The sequence below is a fragment of the Mycolicibacterium arseniciresistens genome (genome assembly GCF_030519285.1).
GTDB lineage: Bacteria > Actinomycetota > Actinomycetes > Mycobacteriales > Mycobacteriaceae > Mycobacterium > Mycobacterium arseniciresistens.
In genome coordinates this window covers 1-14,873 of record NZ_JAUMSQ010000026.1, presented here as the reverse complement: position 1 = coordinate 14,873, position 14,873 = coordinate 1, and the positions used below count along the sequence as shown (strand labels likewise).

The window sequence follows — 14,873 nt, the reverse complement described above, 5'->3', positions numbered from 1 at the left end:
GGTTGCGAGCGAGACTGTTCAACTCTCAAAAGGCGAGGCCGCTGACCAAGATGAAGATGCCGAGACCAATCAGAACTATCGGGAAAAGAACGTGTTCCCAGCGCTCGAGGACCTCGGCGATCGGCGCGCGGGTGGCGACCAATCTGGCGGCGAGGACCAGGACCGCGACGAGCACCAGGAAGACGACGCAGTACGCGACCACGGCCGCGGGCCCCACGCTGAGGAAGACCGGGACGTAGACACCGATGTTGTCTCCGCCGTTGGCGAATGTGACTGCAGCGACGGTCAAGACGCCGACATTCTTGCCCGCGACTTTCGCGTCGTCGTCGTCGTCATCATCGTCACGCCAGGCTTCCCATGCCGCCCACAGTCCCAAGGCCAGGGGGATGAGCCCGAAGTACGGGGTGATCTCCGGCGGCAGAAACGCTTCGGCGCCCAACGTGACGAGGACTGCCGCGCCAAGAATGCCCGCGAATCCCAGGTACTGGCCCGCGGTGATCCGGGCCGTTGTGCCGCGTTGTCCTGCGCCGCGGGCGAAGAACAGCGAGAGCACGATGATGTCGTCGATATTTGTGACGATGAACAGGCCGACCGCGGGCAGGATCGACGACAGGATCATGCTGCTCCTCCCGTGTTGCCGGTCTCGCTTGTGCGCAGGCTCGCCATAACGAGTACGGCAGCGCCCGTGACGACGAAGACGTCAGCGAGGTTGAAGGTGGGAAACCACCCTGTGTGCAGGTAATCGGAGACCACACCATCAGCGGCGCGGTCGATGAGGTTGGCTACCGCGCCACCCAGTAGGGCGGCCAGTGCCACCACGAAGGGCAACGCCGCGTTGCGGGTGAATCGGAAGGCGAACACCGCGAGTGCGATCACGATCACGCTTGTGACGCCGAGCAGAACTGCGGGGGGCACAGTGTTGCCGAGACTGAACGCCACCCCGGGGTTGAAAGCTAGTCGAAGTTGGAGTAAACCGAATTCTCTTGTGCTGCCGTCGGTCAGCGTGCGGTTGGCCCACGACTTGAGTATCAGGTCCAATCCGGCGGCGATCACCGCCACGGCGGCCAGGGTGACGCGCGCTCGGAGCACACGTGTTCGGGAGCCGGTGGGGTCGCCGGCTGTCACGACGGCGCGCCCACCGCTGAAGTGCGTAGTTCGTTGGCTGGCTGTCCAACCGCTGCGGAGGCCAGCGGTTTGGTACGTCCGGCGCGCACGCCGTTGGCGATGACGATGATCTCGGCGAGTTCGTGGACCAGTACGACTGCCGCGAGTCCGAGGATGCCGAACAGCGCCAGCGGCATCAGCACAATGATCAAGCCGAGGGAGAGGCCGACGTTCTGCAACATGATCCCTCGGGCTCGGCGGGCATGGCTGAACGTCTGCGGGAGGTGGCGCAGGTCTTCGCCCATCAGCGCTACGTCGGCGGTTTCGATGGCGACGTCAGTGCCCATCGCGCCCATCGCGATGCCGACGTCGGCGGTGGCCAATGCGGGAGCGTCGTTGACGCCATCGCCGACCATCGCGGTCGGGCGTTGGGTGCGTAGCTGTTCGATCAGTCGTGCCTTGTCCTCGGGGCGCAGTTCGGCGTGCACGGCTTCGATCCCGACGTCGCGGGCCAGCGTGGTGGCGGTGGCCTGGTTGTCGCCGGTGAGCATGGCTACGTGGTAGCCGTCGCGCCGCAGTTGAGAGATCACTTCGGCGGCCTCGGGGCGCAGCTCATCGCGCACGGCGATGGCACCGATGACGCGGCCGTCGTCTTCGACGAGGACTGCGGTGGCGCCGGCCCGCTGCATTCGGGTGACGTCGCCAGCCAGTGGGCCGGGGTCGAGCCAGCCGGGGCGGCCTAGCCGGATGGTGTGCCCGTCGCGCCGTCCGGTGAGCCCGGCACCGGTGACGGCTTCGACGTCGGAGGCGGGGGTGACCTCGCCGGCCGCGGCCAGGATCGCGGCGGCGAGCGGGTGCTCGCTGCGCGATTCTAATGCTGCGGCCAGGTCCAGCACGTGTTCGCGCGTCGTGCCGCTGGTGGTCGCGACCTCGATGACCGCGGGCCGGTTGGCAGTGAGCGTGCCGGTCTTGTCGAGGGCAATGCCGCGGATTCGGCCGAGCCCTTCCAAGGCAGCGCCGCCTTTGACCAGTGATCCCAACTTGCTGGCGGCGCCGATGGCGGCGACCACGGTGACTGGCACCGAGATCGCCAGGGCGCACGGTGATGCAGCCACCAGCACCACCAGGGAGCGTTCGATCCAGGTGGCCGGGTCACCCAACAGGCTGCCGATCGCCGCGATCACGGCCGCGGCGATCATGATGCCCGGTACCAGCGGCTTGGCGATGCGATCGGCGAGGCGTTGGGACGCGCCCTTGCGGGACTGCTCGGCCTCGACGATGCGCACGATGCGAGCCAGTGAGTTGTCCTGGGCGGTGGTGGTGACTTCGACCTCCAGTACCCCGGTGCCGTTGATGGAGCCGGCGAACACTTCATCACCGGGTCCGGCTTCCACGGGGACCGACTCGCCGGTGATGGCCGAGACGTCCAATGCGGTGCGGCCCTGCCGGACGATGCCGTCGGTGGCAACACGCTCGCCCGGCTTGACCACCATGCGGTCACCGATCTCTAGGTCGGCAGGAGCAACTGTTTTTTCGCCGCCGCCACGCAGCACGGTCGCTTCGTCAGGCACCAGCGACAACAGGGCGCGCAATCCGCGGCGGGTGCGTGCCAACGAATACTCCTCCAAGCCTTCGCTGATGGAGAACAGGAAGGCCAGCATCGCGGCCTCACCGACCTCGCCAAGGATCACCGCGCCCACTGCGGCGATGGTCATCAAAGTGCCGACGCCGATCTTGCCCTTGGCCAGCCGTCTGAGGGTTGACGGCACGAAGGTGTAGGCGCCGGTCAGCAGCGCGACCACTTCGAGGGCGCGCACGACCGGCTCGGGGACGTCAACGAGTCCAGCGATCAGGGCGACCAGCAGGAATACGCCCGAGATGGCGGCGAACTGCAATTCCTTGATTTCCCACAGTCGTTCGGGCTCGTCCTGATCTTCGGCGCTGCGGGGTTCGTCGTTGCCGCAGCCGCAGGCGTCGCTCATCGGGGGGACTCCTCGTTGTCGATCGTCGCGACCCTGCGGGCGCGGGTTCCGTAGTTGGGGCAGAGCGCCACCGTGTTGCCGGTGGCAGCCAGCAGCGTCTCCGCTGAAGCCAGCAGGTCCATCAGTTCCGGGCGGGTCAGCGAATAGAACATCTGGCGGCCTTCGGGCCGACCGATCACCAGCCCGCAGTCGCGCAGACACGCCACATGCGCCGAGACGGTGGATTGCGCCAAGCCCAGCTCGCCGATGAGATCCACGACGCGCGCCTCCCCGTCGGCCAGACGGCGCACGATCGCCAGCCGTGTTGAGTCGGAGAGACTGTGAAACAGCGCCACCGCAGCGTCGAGGCTGGAGGTCCCAGGGGCGGATAGGCATCCATCTGCCTTATTCATCGCCATACGACGATGATAAACGGCTCTCAGCGATACGTCACTTCGGGGGGTGGGTCTGTGCCTGCTGCGAGCGGGCATTGCCTGTCAGGGTGCAGCCACCGCCCCGAGTGAACGGGTAGAGCATCTGGCGGAGATAGGTGCTGGGGTTGTCGGGTTTGGCGGCCATGCCGAGTTGGGTGGAGTCGAAGCGGCGGGTGGGGTCGTAGGCAGGTGGTCCCATAGCAGGGTGAACAGGCCGAAGTTGACGTCGCCGATGCCGGCCCATTTGAGGTGGTGGAAGCGGTGACCTTCATTGGGGTCACGGTGGCCAGCGCACGTCGACCGGTGACAGTCAGCGCGGGGACGACCGTCCATCCGGAGCGAACCGCCCGAAGATGAGCGGACCGTCCCGGCGCGGACTCCGGGTCCAGGAAGACCACGGTGCCCTGCTCGGCGCCGACTTCAATCCGATGCTGTGCGTCCGCGGGCACCACCAGGTTCCTGCCTCGATGCCGTTCGCCATCCGCGTCGAGCACCGTGACGGCCGTTGTCGCGACGATCACCTGGACGGCATGGTGGGCATGGGCATCGGTGACGCCTATCGACCCGGTGAAGGCCAACACTCCCGGACGTAGCAGGGCGTCCCCGCCCCAACGCGGTCCAGCGCCCTCATTACCGACGCTATTCATCGTCATAAAACGATGATAGCGTCACAGATAGATCGTTCATCGGCGATGCCACCCGCGAAGCGATGGGTGCCGGGGAGAAAGGGGTCCTGTGGTGTTGATGAATTGGACCGAGACCGCCTTGATCAACTCGCAACCTCGGCGGTGGCTCCAACGCTTTTACGAGGTGCCGGTACTGCTGCGAATCGGGGGCCGGCTCCCGCCGGGGAGCGCAGCACTCGAAATCGGCTGCGGATCGGGCTACGGATCAGAGTTGGTGTTGCAACGCTTCGGCGCCGACCGGATCGATGCCCTCGATCTAGATCCGGCGATGATCGATCGGGCACGAAAGCGGCTGGCGTCTTATGGGAACCGGGTCAGCCTGGTGAGTGGCAGCGCCACCGATCTTCGGGCCGCGCTCAACGCTGACGACGACGCCTACGACGCAGTGTTCGACTTCGGCATCATCCATCACATCCCGCAGTGGCGTACCGCGGTGGCCGAAGCCGCGAGGGTGCTCGCGCCCGGCGGGCGGTTCTACTTCGAAGAGGTCACCGCTCATGCCCTGGACCGCCCGACCTACCGGCGACTGTTCGACCACCCGATCGGCGACCGATTCACCGCCGAACAATTCGTCGACGAACTGCGCCGGCAGGGCCTGCTCATCCTCGGATCGGTCAACCGTATTCAAGGCGATTACCTGCTGGGCGTGGCCTCCAAGCCGGTGGCCGACGGTGGTGGACGGTGATGGCCGCCGCCGCAGTAAGCCTGTTCCTGGGAATGATGCTGATATGTGGGCTGCTGCGCACCCTGATCCAGCGTCACCGCACCGGTGACAGTGGGAACCGGCGCACGCTGTCACCGCGAGGCTCGCTGGGATGGTTTGCGCTGACCACGACCGACATCGGTTACCTCACAGTCGGTGTTGGCGGCCCGCTCGCGCACTGGCTGGGCCTTCCTCCTCTGAGCTCCCTGCATCCTCCCGTCCAACTGCTCGGCGTCATCCTGGCAGTCATCGGCATCCTGGCCGCTTTCACAGCCCAGATGGCGATGGGCTCATCGTGGCGGATCGGTGTCGACGACCGTGAACGCACCAGTTTGGTCACCACCGGCCCGTTCCGGTGGGTGCGCAATCCGATCTTCACCGCAGTGCTCGTCGCGTTGCTCGGCCTGACGCTCATGGTCCCCAACGTGGTCGCGTTGACCGGTTGGGTCCTTACTGTGTTCGGTATCGAAACCCAGGTACGGCGAGTCGAAGAGCCGCGCTTACACCGCCTCCACGGCGAGCCCTATGCCCAGTACACCGCAACCGCCGGCCGATTCCTCCCAGGGATCGGGCGTCTACAAGTTCGTGACAATTTGTCGTACAGGTCGACCGCAACGACAACCGACGCGAGTGGAAACGGCCAGCCATGAACGGGATCACCACCGACGACGCAACGTTCGCTTTCGTCGATCTGTCCGGCTTCACCGCCCTGACTGAGATGTGCGGCGACGAGGAAGCCGCACACCTCGCTGGGCGGCTGGTGGATCTCACACAAGACGCGCTCACCCCTCATGTCGACCTGGTCAAAAGCATGGGTGACACCGTGATGCTGCACGCCCCCAGTCCCGACCAGATGATGGCGACGATCGTGGCGTTGGCCGACCGCGCCGCTGCCGAAGACGGCTTCCTCGTGCTCCGAGTCGGAATTCACCACGGAAGCGCCGTCCGACGCAACGACGATTTCTTCGGGCACGCGGTCAATACCGCCGCGCGCGTCACGGCACTCGCTGGCGCCGGCCAGGCGGTAGTCACCGAGCCGGTAGTACACGCATGCGAAAACTTGGGTCTGACGGCATACGCATTGGGCATCACCGCGCTTCGCAACATCACGTCCCCGATGGCGATGTACCGCGCGTCGCTGCCAGCGCCCCGGTACCCCGTTGATCCCGTTTGTCGTGCTCGAATCGACCCCCGCACAACCAGTCATCACTTGCGTCACGAGAATCAAGACATCTGGTTCTGCTCTGGCCGTTGCGCCGAACGGTTCTCCAAGAATCCCACGAATTACACAACCGATGCCGCCACATGAGGGACCCGGTCGGCCTGGGCTGCACCGTGCCGGAAAAACGCCACCGACACGTACCTGCCGGGGCCGAAGCGGCCGCTCCCACTATCTGCTCGCACCGGCACAGCCCTTGGTGACTCATTGTCGGTTCGCCGCAACTACCTACGTTGACGTGGTGCAGAAGAAGGGCGGCGCCAGCCGTTGCTCACCTGTCCCGCTGACTGTCGCCCACCCAGTACGATCCTCGCCAAGCACTGTGCGGCATGGTCGACACACCTCGAGTCACCGAAGGGACAGTCGAGATCATCGCCCCTGGCTTGGTAGATGAGCGGCCTACACACGCTTGCTGCTCGAGTCAGCGACATCTCAGCGCCGTTGAACTCGAATCGGTACCTTCGACCTCCTCGGAGGCGACCGAGGCGTGTGCTCGGCGGGCGCTGGGCAATGCGGGATGGTCAGCCTCGTGTCGTTGAACGTTGCGAATCAAGCCCCGAACGTCAATTGACGGGTGTGATGGTCGAAGTGCCGCCCCGGGTAGCTATAGACATCCTTCAGGGTCATGTAGCCGGTGAAATACGGATCCCACCCAGGTGGGAAATGCATCCCCCGGCGCAGCGAATCGTCGCTTTCTCGCATCACTTTTCGTTCCAGCGAGAGAACAACTCGGTCGAGCTTGGGTCCCATCCGCCGACGGTTATACACCGTTGCGGCAGCACAGGAGCCGTAGTAGTTAACGATGTGAAATGGCGTCGTACCCGCGTTCAGCATCCACGCAAAGGTTGCGCTCGCTCGGCCAGGAAGTCGGCCGAACATGCGCACCAACATGAGCAGTCGCTGCACGACCATGTAGCCGAAGACCATGTGAAAAAGCAGTTGCTCGTTGGTCCAACGCGTGCCCTGAGTTGGCTTCGTCCACACGTCGTAACAGTCAGCCGCCGCAAGCAGCCGATGAAACTCCGCTCGCGCTCGCTCGAGGTCGGCAACGATGTCCGCGCGGTCGATCGAGGTTCCGTCAGTTCCCACTCCACCATTCTGCGGCATTAGCTTGATATGGCGCTGTGCCAATCGCGGCGCGGACGAACCCGCTTTCGCGACGGCCCGCGGCGCTCGCCCAAGCGGTGGCTACTTTTGATGTTCAGGGTCGACCGCCGATGACTTCTATGAACCTCAGGCGCGCTCATCGGGTCTCACTACTCCAGGTCATCGCGCTGCTGATTGTGGCGTGAAGGCTTTATCCCGATACTGGCAAATCTGTTGGTGCGCTCGTCATCCGCGTCGGCGTAGAAATCACGGATTCTGATAACGGACCACAGCGAGGCGCCTTGGCTTGGCATATTTGGACGAGGGGGGCCACGACACATTCATCCGGTTGCCTGACCCAGGGTCTTGTTCGAAATGAGCCCGGCTGACGGAGGGCAAGGATGGTTGTCACAGAACCCGGCGGTGCTGTCGACCATGAAGATCTCGTGCGTTGTCGCCGGCCACGTTGTCGCCGTCATAGCCGCACACGACAGCGCCCTCCGGCTTCTCCCGGTCGAGCGTCGGGTGACCGGGCAGTTGGCGCTCATGCTCACAAGGGTGGGGTACGCCTTCGCGGGTCTCTATCTGCTCTTCGGTGGCTAGTAGCTGCACCGTGCAGAGAGAAGATTTCGCGCCGTCCACGCGGATCGCACACCGGCGGAAACCACGTAGATTGTCGGTATCTTCCCTCCATTTTATAGGGCCAAAATCGGGCCAAACCTTCGGACCAGGTGCTCTAATGGGTCCAAATCCAACTATCCGCAAGGCGCCGACCAGCATAAACGAATCAGCGTGGAGGCGAGAACCGCCTCACACGCGGAAGGTCGCTGGTTCGAAACCAGCCGGGACCACCATCAAGCCCCGCAAGATCAGTAGCGGGGACGCGACCTCGCTGTACCCGGTTTTTCGACGACCATTCGGGGGTAACGCTCGCATCGTGGAGAGCCCGCCGGTGGTTCGAGTCGCCGAGGACGGCCGCCCTGTGCGGGAGGACGGTCGCTCGCGCCGACAGCTGTGGCAACGGGCCGCCTGGGTGGTCGCCTCACTCCTGAGTATCGGAATGTGCGTCCGGTACATGGTGCAGGCGGTGACATACCCGCTGATGGACCTGTCGGTGTTCCGCGACGCGGGCTTCGCCATCGTCAACAACCTGCCGCTGTATTCCGATCAGTTCCCGAGCGCATCGGGTTTCCGGTTCATCTATCCGCCGTTCGCGGCGATCCTGTTCGCGCCGATGGCGGCGGTTCCCCTTTTGGTGCTGCAGATCGTGTGGAGCGCACTCAACCTGTTCCTGTTGTGGTGGATCCTGCGCGCGATCCTCGATCGGCTGCATGTCGGGTCGCCGAACTGGGCCGCCATGGCCGCGCTCGGGCCGGTGCTCGTGCTGGAACCGATCAGGTCGAACTTCGAGTTCGGTCAGGTCAACATCGTGCTGGCGGCGCTGGTGGTCGCCGACTGCCTCGGAGTGCTTCCCCGCAGATTCCGCGGGATGGGAATCGGTATCGCGGCCGGCGTCAAGATCACCCCGGCGGCGTTCGGATTGGTACTGCTGCTCAGGCGTGACTTCGCTGGGGTGGCCCGAGCAGTCGCCACGTTCGCTGCGACGGTGGTGATCGGATACCTGGTCCGCCGCCACGAGTCGGTGTACTTCTGGACGACGGAATTCTTCAACACCGAGCGCGCCGGCGGTCACGACTTCAGCCGCAACCAGGCCCTCACCGGTCTGCTCACCCGACTGGGTGCCACCGGCGCCGCCGAACACGTTCTCTGGTCGTTCGGTGTCGTCGCGATCATCACGGCGACCGTCTTCGCGGCTCGCCGATTCACGGGGGCTGGAATGGATGTCGAGGCGACCGCCGTGGTCGCGCTGGCCGCGCTGCTGGCGGCACCGATGGCGGTCACCCATCACTGGGCCTACGTCGTCTTCCTCATTCCGCTGATCGTTGCCCCACCACACCGGCATTGGCGGCCATGGCTCTCAGCGGCCGCCATCGTGTTCCTGGTCGGCCCGCACAAATTACTGGAGGGCGCGGACGCGGCCGGTTTCGAGGCCGTCGTTCGCCAAATCGTCGGCAACGCTCAAGTCATCACGGGAATCGCACTGATGATCGGCGCCGTGATCGCCGCGCGCCGAATCACATCCAACGAGGAAAGCCCCGTCAGCCGCCAATAGCGGCTGAGATCAGTGGCGCCGTCGCCAGACGATGATGCCCGCGGCCACCGCGACGGCCACGACGATCGCCGCCACCGGCACCGACTTCTTCGGGTTGTCGGCCAGCGCGTGCTGCGCGGTGTGCGCCTTGTCGACGGCGGCGTGCTTGGCGTGATCGACCTTGGCCTTCGCCTGCGCCTTGGTGTCCTCGACCTTGTCTTTCGCCTGCTGCTTGACGTCGAGCTTCGCCGACAGCGCTTCGACCGTCTCGCCGAGCTCCTGACGGGTGGCCTCGATGTCCTTCTCGATGTCCTCGACGCCGGCGTCGGGGCCGGGTTCCGGGCGGCTGGGCTCAGGTGCGGTCATTTGCGCGCGTCCTTCACTTCCTGGATGTCGGCCTTCACGGTTTCTGCGGTCCTGGGCGCCGCGGGCGTCACCTGCTCGGCCTGCTTCTTACTCATCAGCGCGGCGATGCCGGCGATGATGAACAGCACCACCGCGACGATCAGCGCGGCCGCCCACACGTCGAGCACCAGTGACAGTGCCGCCACCGCCGCGGCGATCACGGTCATCAGGCCGAGAACCGCGAACAGTCCCGCTGCGCTGATCAGCCCAGCACCAATTCCGGCGTGCTTGGCAGACTCCTGAAATTCCTTCTGTGCCAGCTTCAGCTCGTCACGCACGAGCCGCGACGTCTGCGCCGACAGCTGGCTCATCAACTCGCCGACCGACGCGTCGGCGCCCGGCTTCGATTCCACACTCATGACACACCCAACCTCCGCATTGCCTGTCTGCGGGTGGCATGCCCCGGGCGGACGCCGTGCAAACCCCTGATCGCGTGCCGGCTGACGACGACGTCAAGCCGCCGGTAGCTGAATCGGACGGCGCGCGCAGACGGCTAGTGCGCCGTCCGCGCCGTCTCGATCAGATCCTCGGCGATCTTGGCCAGCGGCACGTTCGCATCTTGTGACAGCTTGCGCAGCAACGCGAACGCCTGCACCGCGTCGACGCCGTAGCGCTCCATCACCATGCCCTTGGCCTGGCCGATGATGTCGCGACTGGCCAGCGCCCGCTTGAACTGGTCCTCACGCCGCGCGGAGTTCCACGCCACCGAGGAGTGCGCGGCGAAGGCCACGCCGATGTCGCGGGTCTCGACGCCGAAGACACCAGGTTCCTCGGCGTAGACGTTGAGTGCGCCCATCGTCTCGTCGGCGATGAACAGCTGAAAGGACATGATCGTACGAATCGGCGTCTGCTCCAGCACATCCCGGCGGTAGAGCGGGAAGCGGTCATCCTGCTCGAGATCGTCGACGAGGATCGTCTTCTCGTCCCATGCCGCGGTCAGGCACGGCCCCTCGCTGTGACGCTGCTGGATCTCGTCGAGCATCATCGGCCACTTGTGACTGGCCGCGGGGGTGTCGATGTGGCGGGCGTCGCGGGTGACGGTGATGCCGGCGTACTGCGCACCGGGGATCTCCACGGCGGCGTGCTCGACGAGTTCGGCGAGCACGGCCTCCGAATCCGTGTCCGACCGGCCGTGCAGCTCCTGCACGATCTCGGCGATGCGGAGGTGCGTGCCCTCCGCCCCCGTTGGCTCGTTCACCAGCACCATCCTGAAGCGTCTCCTCCGATAGGTTGCTCAACAATACGCGCTGCGACACGGGGAGGACCCATGAAGAACCCAGGTCACACCCCCCGCGGCGCGATCACCCGCAACGCCACCGGCCCCGGCGCGGCCGAGGCGTTCGTCCTCATCGCGATCGCCACGATTCTGCTGACCCGGCTCTACCTGCAGCTGACCGGTTACCCCCAGGTCGGGGGCGGTGACCTGCACATCGCGCATGCGCTGTGGGGCGGCGCGCTGATGATGCTGGCGCTGCTGCTCGGGTGGCTGACACTTGGTGCGGGCACCCGCATCGTCGCCGTCGTCATGGGCGGGATCGGGTTCGGGTTGTTCCTCGACGAGGTCGGCAAGTTCGTCACCAAGGACAATGACTACTTCTACGGCCCGGCCGCCGAGATCATGTACGTGCTGGTGGTGCTGATCCTCGTCGGCGCTCGGATGTTCCGGGACTTCCGGCCGCTGTCGGGGCGCGAATGCCTGGCCTCGGCCGCCGCCATCGCCGCCGACGGGGTGGCCCGCGGCCTGGCCGACCACCGCCGCAGCATCGGGCTGGTGCTGGTGGAACGGGCGCAGCAGGACGGCGCGAACCCCGCCGACGTGGGTCACGTCCGGTCGCTGCTGCACTCGGCCGACCCGGCCGGCGACCGCATGCACCGCCTGCAGCAGTGGGCGCCGCGGCTGATCCCGGGCGTCTTCCGCAGCCCCCGGTGGATAGCGGTGGTCGGCTGGCTGCTCGTCGTCGGCGCACTCGGCAGCCTGGTCCTCGGCCTGCTCGGCATCGCGCTGGGCGGCTGGGACTATCAGGACGACGATCTGACACTGCACCTCGACGGGACGAGCCTCGCGTCGGTCATCCTGGTCGTCAGCGCCGCACTCACCTCGGCGATGGCGCTGCCCGCGATGATCGCGCGCAGGCGCACGGACAAGGCGTGGCCGCTGCGGTGGCTGCGCAACGCCGCACTGCTGTTCACGTTCCTCAACGCGCTCGTCGACTTCGCCACCGAAGGTTTCGCCGCGCTGATCAACCTGTCGATCGGGCTGTTCACGCTGGCTGTCGTGTCGTATCACCTCGACGTCGCCGCGCACGCCGAACTCCCGGCCTCCGAACGGGACGCCCCGGTCCCTACAGCGCCGTGAGATAGCGCCGGGTGATGATGCGCTGCATCAGCGACGTCACCGGCGCGGCCAGCCTGCTCCACCAGGTGCCGTGCCGGGAGAACGCCCGCACCTCCGCGTACACCTGATCGGTGGCCGGGTCGAAGCGCACGGAGAACAACTCCTCACCCGACTCGGCATGGCCGGGCAGCGTGCCGTAGGCGTATCCGCGCCGGTCGGTCTCGTCGATCACGTACACCACCCGGCACGGCGCCCGCACCGGCCCGACGCCGACCACGACCTCGGACCCGACCTCGGCAACCTCCGAGCTCGCGTCGACCCGCACGCCGGCCCCGCGCAGCATGCCCCACCGCATCACCGCCGCGCCGGCCTCCTCGAAGCGCCGCCTGCCGCTCCCGATCACCGCCGACTCCTCCACGTGGTGGTAACCCGCGGGCAACGGGCCGGCGGTGGCGCCCACCTCGTCGTAGGTCAACTCGAGTCCGGCGAGGTCGCTGAGCTTCACCCCGCCACCTTCTCACCCGCGGCGTACGGTCGTTGTCGTGGCCAACGAAACCGTCGCAAGCGCATCCGGAACCTTCTCCCTCGGCGGCGATCTGACCGTCAACCGGCTCGGTTTCGGCGCTATGCGATTGACCGGCAAGGGCGTATGGGGCCCGCCCGCCGACCCCGACGAGTGCATTCGCGTGCTGCGCCGCGCCGTCGAACTCGGCGTCGACTTCATCGACACCGCCGACTCCTACGGTCCCTATGTCTCCGAGGACCTCATCCGACGGGCGCTGCACCCTTACACCGACGGGCTGGTCATCGCCACGAAGGCCGGCCTGCTGCGCACCGGACCCGACGAGTGGACCCCGCTCGGCTTCCCGGCCTACCTGCGTCAGCAGTGCGAGACCAGCCTGCGCCGCCTCGACGTGGACACCATCGACCTGTTCCAGCTGCACCGCATCGACAGCAAGTTCCCCGCCGAGGACCAGATCGGGGAACTGCGCACGCTGCAGCAGGAGGGCAAGATCCGCCACATCGGGCTGTCCGAGGTCGACGTCGACCAGCTCGAGGCCGCCAGAAGGTCGCCACCATCGTGTCGGTGCAGAACATGTACAACGTCAGCACCCGCACCGCCGAACCACTGCTCGACAAGGTGACCGAAGAGAGCATCGGCTTCATCCCGTGGTTCCCCCTCGCCGCGGGTCCGCTGGCCGCACCGGGCGGGCCGCTGCAGCGCATCGCGGACGACCACGGCGCCACACCGTCGCAGCTCGCCCTGGCGTGGCTGCTCAAGCGCTCACCGGTGGTGCTGCCGATTCCCGGCACCTCGAGCGTCGCCCACCTCGAGGAGAACGTCGCCGCCGCGCAGATCACGCTGTCCGACGACGAGTTCGAGACACTCAGCCGTGCCGGCGAAGCCGGCTGACCCCGCAACCCATACGGTGACGGGGTGAGCACCGACTCCACGCAGACGTCGACACCGGCGACCGGCGGCGGTTTCAACCCCCCGGTCCCGACCACCCGGGGCGGGCCCGACTACGGCAGATTCGTCGAGGCCGTGCGCAGCCTGCAGGACGACGCCCGCTGCGTCGACGCGCCCGACGAGGTGATCAGCGAGGCCGCCGACCTCATCGAGCGGGTCTCGGCACTGCTGGCGCCCCACCGCGCCGACGAGTGGCACGCCCCGTCGGGCCGTCGCATGGATCTGCCCAACCGCGGCAACATCCTGCAGGTGCCGATGCTGCTGAGGCGCACCGACGACGACCGGATCACCGGGGAGGCCGAGTTCCGCCGCTTCTACCTGGGCCGCAACGGCGCCGCGCACGGGGGAGCGGTGGCGCTGCTGTTCGACTCGGTGCTCGGCTACGCCGCCTACAAGCTCACCCGCAGCCGCTACCAGCGCACGGCCTCCCTGCACGTCAACTACCGCAAGATCGCCCCGGTGGAAAGGAAGTTGCAGGTGGAAGCTGGTATCGACCGCATCGAGGGCCGCAAGATCTTCGTCACGGGCCGACTGCTCGACGGTGAGGCCGTGCTCGCCGAGGCCGAGGCGCTGTTCGTCAAGCTGAATCCGGGGCAGCCGTGAGCACGCCGCAGGAGCGCGACGAGGCCGCCCCCGAGACGGACACCGATACGGACACCGAGACGACCGACACCGACGAGTCGCGGTTCTCGGCGGTCAAACGCCGGTGGGCGCGGTGGCGGGACCGGCTGCGTGAGCGCCCGCGGGTCGAGTTCTTCTACCGCATCGCCGTCGGGGTGATCGGGCTGGCCGTCTTCGGGCTTGGCATCCTCGCGATCCCCTATCCGGGGCCCGGCTGGGCCATCGTGTTCATCGGCCTTGGCATTCTGGCCACCGAGTTCGATTGGGCGCGGCGGCTGTTGGCGTACGCCAAGGAGCGCTACGACAAGGTGATGGACTGGTTCCACCGCCAGGGCGCGTTGGTGCAGATCCTGGGTGGGCTGCTCACGGCGCTGGTGGTGTTCGGCACGCTGTGGCTGCTCGGCGCCGTCGACTGGACCGGAGAACTCTTCGGCATCGACCATCCGTGGCTGAACAGCCCGATCGGGGTGGGCTCCTAGGGCGATCCGGCGCTCCGAGTGGGTTCAGGGCGTGCCGTGTGACCCCGACGGCACCCCGATAGCATGGTCGCGACCTGAATTATCCGACCACCCTCGACACAACGGAGAGTCCGCGATGAGCGCCGCCGCCAGTCCCGCCCCAGCAGCCCCGATCCGGGTGGCTGCCGGGACCACCGCCGGGGCGGCGGTCCGGGAGGCGGGACTGCCCGGCCGCGGT

At 66.6% G+C, this 14,873-nt stretch carries 17 protein-coding genes, 1 tRNA gene and 3 pseudogenes; 11 read left to right on the top strand and 10 right to left on the bottom strand.

From position 1 onward, the window contains the following. Positions 1–25 precede the first annotated feature (25 nt). The 5 genes and pseudogenes from Q2100_RS06150 to Q2100_RS06130 form a co-directional block, all read right to left on the bottom strand. Positions 26–619: a cadmium resistance transporter gene (locus Q2100_RS06150; RefSeq protein WP_302913263.1), complete on the bottom strand. Its 594-nt coding sequence runs from the start codon at positions 617–619 to the stop codon at positions 26–28. Beyond that, positions 616–1,068, bottom strand: a complete 453-nt coding sequence (gene lspA, locus Q2100_RS06145; RefSeq protein ID WP_302913304.1) for a signal peptidase II — start codon at positions 1,066–1,068, stop codon at positions 616–618. Before lspA ends, Q2100_RS06150 begins: the two co-directional genes overlap by 4 nt. A gap of 53 nt (positions 1,069–1,121) precedes the next feature. After that, positions 1,122–3,086: a heavy metal translocating P-type ATPase gene (locus tag Q2100_RS06140; RefSeq protein ID WP_302913262.1), complete on the bottom strand. Its 1,965-nt coding sequence runs from the start codon at positions 3,084–3,086 to the stop codon at positions 1,122–1,124. Continuing rightward, positions 3,083–3,484 carry an ArsR/SmtB family transcription factor gene (locus Q2100_RS06135; RefSeq protein WP_302913261.1) on the bottom strand — a complete coding sequence of 134 codons (402 nt, stop codon included), beginning with the start codon at positions 3,482–3,484 and terminating at the stop codon, positions 3,083–3,085. Before Q2100_RS06135 ends, Q2100_RS06140 begins: the two co-directional genes overlap by 4 nt. A 31-nt stretch (positions 3,485–3,515) precedes the next feature. Beyond that, positions 3,516–3,772: pseudogene (locus Q2100_RS06130) on the bottom strand (sterol desaturase family protein); the annotation flags it as partial. Positions 3,773–3,852: 80 nt separating this feature from the next. Between Q2100_RS06130 and Q2100_RS31830 the strand changes: the two are divergent. From Q2100_RS31830 to Q2100_RS06110, 4 genes are all read left to right on the top strand, one after another. Beyond that, on the top strand, positions 3,853–4,092 hold the full coding sequence (locus Q2100_RS31830) for a hypothetical protein (protein WP_407667585.1): 240 nt from the start codon (positions 3,853–3,855) through the stop codon (positions 4,090–4,092). 151 nt (positions 4,093–4,243) lie between these two features. Beyond that, the gene (locus tag Q2100_RS06120) at positions 4,244–4,870 is read left to right on the top strand and encodes a class I SAM-dependent methyltransferase (protein WP_302913260.1); all 627 of its coding nucleotides are present in this window, start codon (positions 4,244–4,246) and stop codon (positions 4,868–4,870) included. Further along, positions 4,870–5,538: a methyltransferase family protein gene (locus Q2100_RS06115; protein WP_328518110.1), complete on the top strand. Its 669-nt coding sequence runs from the start codon at positions 4,870–4,872 to the stop codon at positions 5,536–5,538. Before Q2100_RS06120 ends, Q2100_RS06115 begins: the two co-directional genes overlap by 1 nt. Further along, entirely contained in the window at positions 5,535–6,197 is a 663-nt protein-coding gene (locus Q2100_RS06110) for an adenylate/guanylate cyclase domain-containing protein (RefSeq protein ID WP_302913258.1), read from the top strand. Before Q2100_RS06115 ends, Q2100_RS06110 begins: the two co-directional genes overlap by 4 nt. 459 nt (positions 6,198–6,656) lie before the next feature. On the opposite strand, the gene Q2100_RS06105 is transcribed toward Q2100_RS06110, so the two are convergent. Beyond that, the gene (locus Q2100_RS06105) at positions 6,657–7,214 is read right to left on the bottom strand and encodes a DinB family protein (RefSeq protein ID WP_407667584.1); all 558 of its coding nucleotides are present in this window, start codon (positions 7,212–7,214) and stop codon (positions 6,657–6,659) included. 384 nt (positions 7,215–7,598) lie between these two features. On the opposite strand from Q2100_RS06105, the pseudogene Q2100_RS06100 reads away from it, so the two are divergent. The 3 genes and pseudogenes from Q2100_RS06100 to Q2100_RS06090 all read left to right on the top strand — a co-directional run. Then, a pseudogene (locus Q2100_RS06100) lies at positions 7,599–7,796 on the top strand (hypothetical protein); the annotation flags it as partial. Between the two features lie 128 nt (positions 7,797–7,924). Next, positions 7,925–8,047 (top strand) — tRNA-Val (locus Q2100_RS06095). Positions 8,048–8,280: 233 nt separating this feature from the next. After that, on the top strand, positions 8,281–9,366 hold the full coding sequence (locus Q2100_RS06090) for a glycosyltransferase family 87 protein (RefSeq protein WP_302913257.1): 1,086 nt from the start codon (positions 8,281–8,283) through the stop codon (positions 9,364–9,366). Positions 9,367–9,375: 9 nt separating this feature from the next. On the opposite strand, the gene Q2100_RS06085 is transcribed toward Q2100_RS06090, so the two are convergent. The 3 genes from Q2100_RS06085 to Q2100_RS06075 form a co-directional block, all read right to left on the bottom strand. Next, positions 9,376–9,711 (bottom strand): DUF3618 domain-containing protein, encoded by a 336-nt coding sequence (locus Q2100_RS06085; RefSeq protein WP_269896115.1) that lies wholly within the window; start codon positions 9,709–9,711, stop codon positions 9,376–9,378. Next, a complete protein-coding gene (locus Q2100_RS06080; RefSeq protein WP_302913256.1) occupies positions 9,708–10,109 on the bottom strand; it encodes a phage holin family protein in 402 nt (133 codons plus the stop codon). The genes Q2100_RS06085 and Q2100_RS06080 overlap by 4 nt, the downstream gene beginning before the upstream one ends. A 134-nt stretch (positions 10,110–10,243) precedes the next feature. Beyond that, complete coding sequence (locus Q2100_RS06075; RefSeq protein WP_302913255.1) at positions 10,244–10,957, bottom strand: ANTAR domain-containing protein; 714 nt, start codon at positions 10,955–10,957, stop codon at positions 10,244–10,246. 60 nt (positions 10,958–11,017) lie between these two features. On the opposite strand from Q2100_RS06075, the gene Q2100_RS06070 reads away from it, so the two are divergent. Next, positions 11,018–12,106 (top strand): hypothetical protein, encoded by a 1,089-nt coding sequence (locus tag Q2100_RS06070; protein WP_264012317.1) that lies wholly within the window; start codon positions 11,018–11,020, stop codon positions 12,104–12,106. Here the strand turns inward: Q2100_RS06070 and Q2100_RS06065 are convergent. Then, the gene (locus Q2100_RS06065) at positions 12,093–12,590 is read right to left on the bottom strand and encodes a DUF1990 domain-containing protein (protein WP_302913254.1); all 498 of its coding nucleotides are present in this window, start codon (positions 12,588–12,590) and stop codon (positions 12,093–12,095) included. The two genes, Q2100_RS06070 and Q2100_RS06065, sit on opposite strands and share 14 nt — an antisense overlap. Positions 12,591–12,711: 121 nt before the next feature. On the opposite strand from Q2100_RS06065, the pseudogene Q2100_RS06060 reads away from it, so the two are divergent. The 3 genes and pseudogenes from Q2100_RS06060 to Q2100_RS06050 all read left to right on the top strand — a co-directional run bounded on the left by Q2100_RS06060 (position 12,712) and on the right by Q2100_RS06050 (position 14,656). Further along, a pseudogene (locus Q2100_RS06060) lies at positions 12,712–13,499 on the top strand (aldo/keto reductase). Positions 13,500–13,523: 24 nt separating this feature from the next. Then, positions 13,524–14,159, top strand: a complete 636-nt coding sequence (locus tag Q2100_RS06055) for a PaaI family thioesterase (RefSeq protein ID WP_302913253.1) — start codon at positions 13,524–13,526, stop codon at positions 14,157–14,159. After that, entirely contained in the window at positions 14,156–14,656 is a 501-nt protein-coding gene (locus tag Q2100_RS06050; protein WP_302913252.1) for a TIGR02611 family protein, read from the top strand. Before Q2100_RS06055 ends, Q2100_RS06050 begins: the two co-directional genes overlap by 4 nt. Positions 14,657–14,873 lie beyond the last annotated feature (217 nt).

Excerpts from the sequence above, each read along its gene's own strand:
- Q2100_RS06150 (WP_302913263.1), bottom strand. The coding sequence starts at position 619 with ATGATCCTGTCGTCGATCCTGCCCGCGGTCGGCCTGTTCATCGTCACA.
- Q2100_RS06140 (WP_302913262.1), bottom strand. The coding sequence starts at position 3,086 with ATGAGCGACGCCTGCGGCTGCGGCAACGACGAACCCCGCAGCGCCGAA.
- Q2100_RS06135 (WP_302913261.1), bottom strand. The coding sequence starts at position 3,484 with ATGGCGATGAATAAGGCAGATGGATGCCTATCCGCCCCTGGGACCTCC.
- Q2100_RS31830 (WP_407667585.1), top strand. The coding sequence starts at position 3,853 with ATGAGCGGACCGTCCCGGCGCGGACTCCGGGTCCAGGAAGACCACGGT.
- Q2100_RS06120 (WP_302913260.1), top strand. The coding sequence starts at position 4,244 with ATGAATTGGACCGAGACCGCCTTGATCAACTCGCAACCTCGGCGGTGG.
- Q2100_RS06115 (WP_328518110.1), top strand. The coding sequence starts at position 4,870 with ATGGCCGCCGCCGCAGTAAGCCTGTTCCTGGGAATGATGCTGATATGT.
- Q2100_RS06110 (WP_302913258.1), top strand. The coding sequence starts at position 5,535 with ATGAACGGGATCACCACCGACGACGCAACGTTCGCTTTCGTCGATCTG.
- Q2100_RS06105 (WP_407667584.1), bottom strand. The coding sequence starts at position 7,214 with ATGCCGCAGAATGGTGGAGTGGGAACTGACGGAACCTCGATCGACCGC.
- Q2100_RS06085 (WP_269896115.1), bottom strand. The coding sequence starts at position 9,711 with ATGACCGCACCTGAGCCCAGCCGCCCGGAACCCGGCCCCGACGCCGGC.
- Q2100_RS06080 (WP_302913256.1), bottom strand. The coding sequence starts at position 10,109 with ATGAGTGTGGAATCGAAGCCGGGCGCCGACGCGTCGGTCGGCGAGTTG.
- Q2100_RS06075 (WP_302913255.1), bottom strand. The coding sequence starts at position 10,957 with ATGGTGCTGGTGAACGAGCCAACGGGGGCGGAGGGCACGCACCTCCGC.
- Q2100_RS06070 (WP_264012317.1), top strand. The coding sequence starts at position 11,018 with ATGAAGAACCCAGGTCACACCCCCCGCGGCGCGATCACCCGCAACGCC.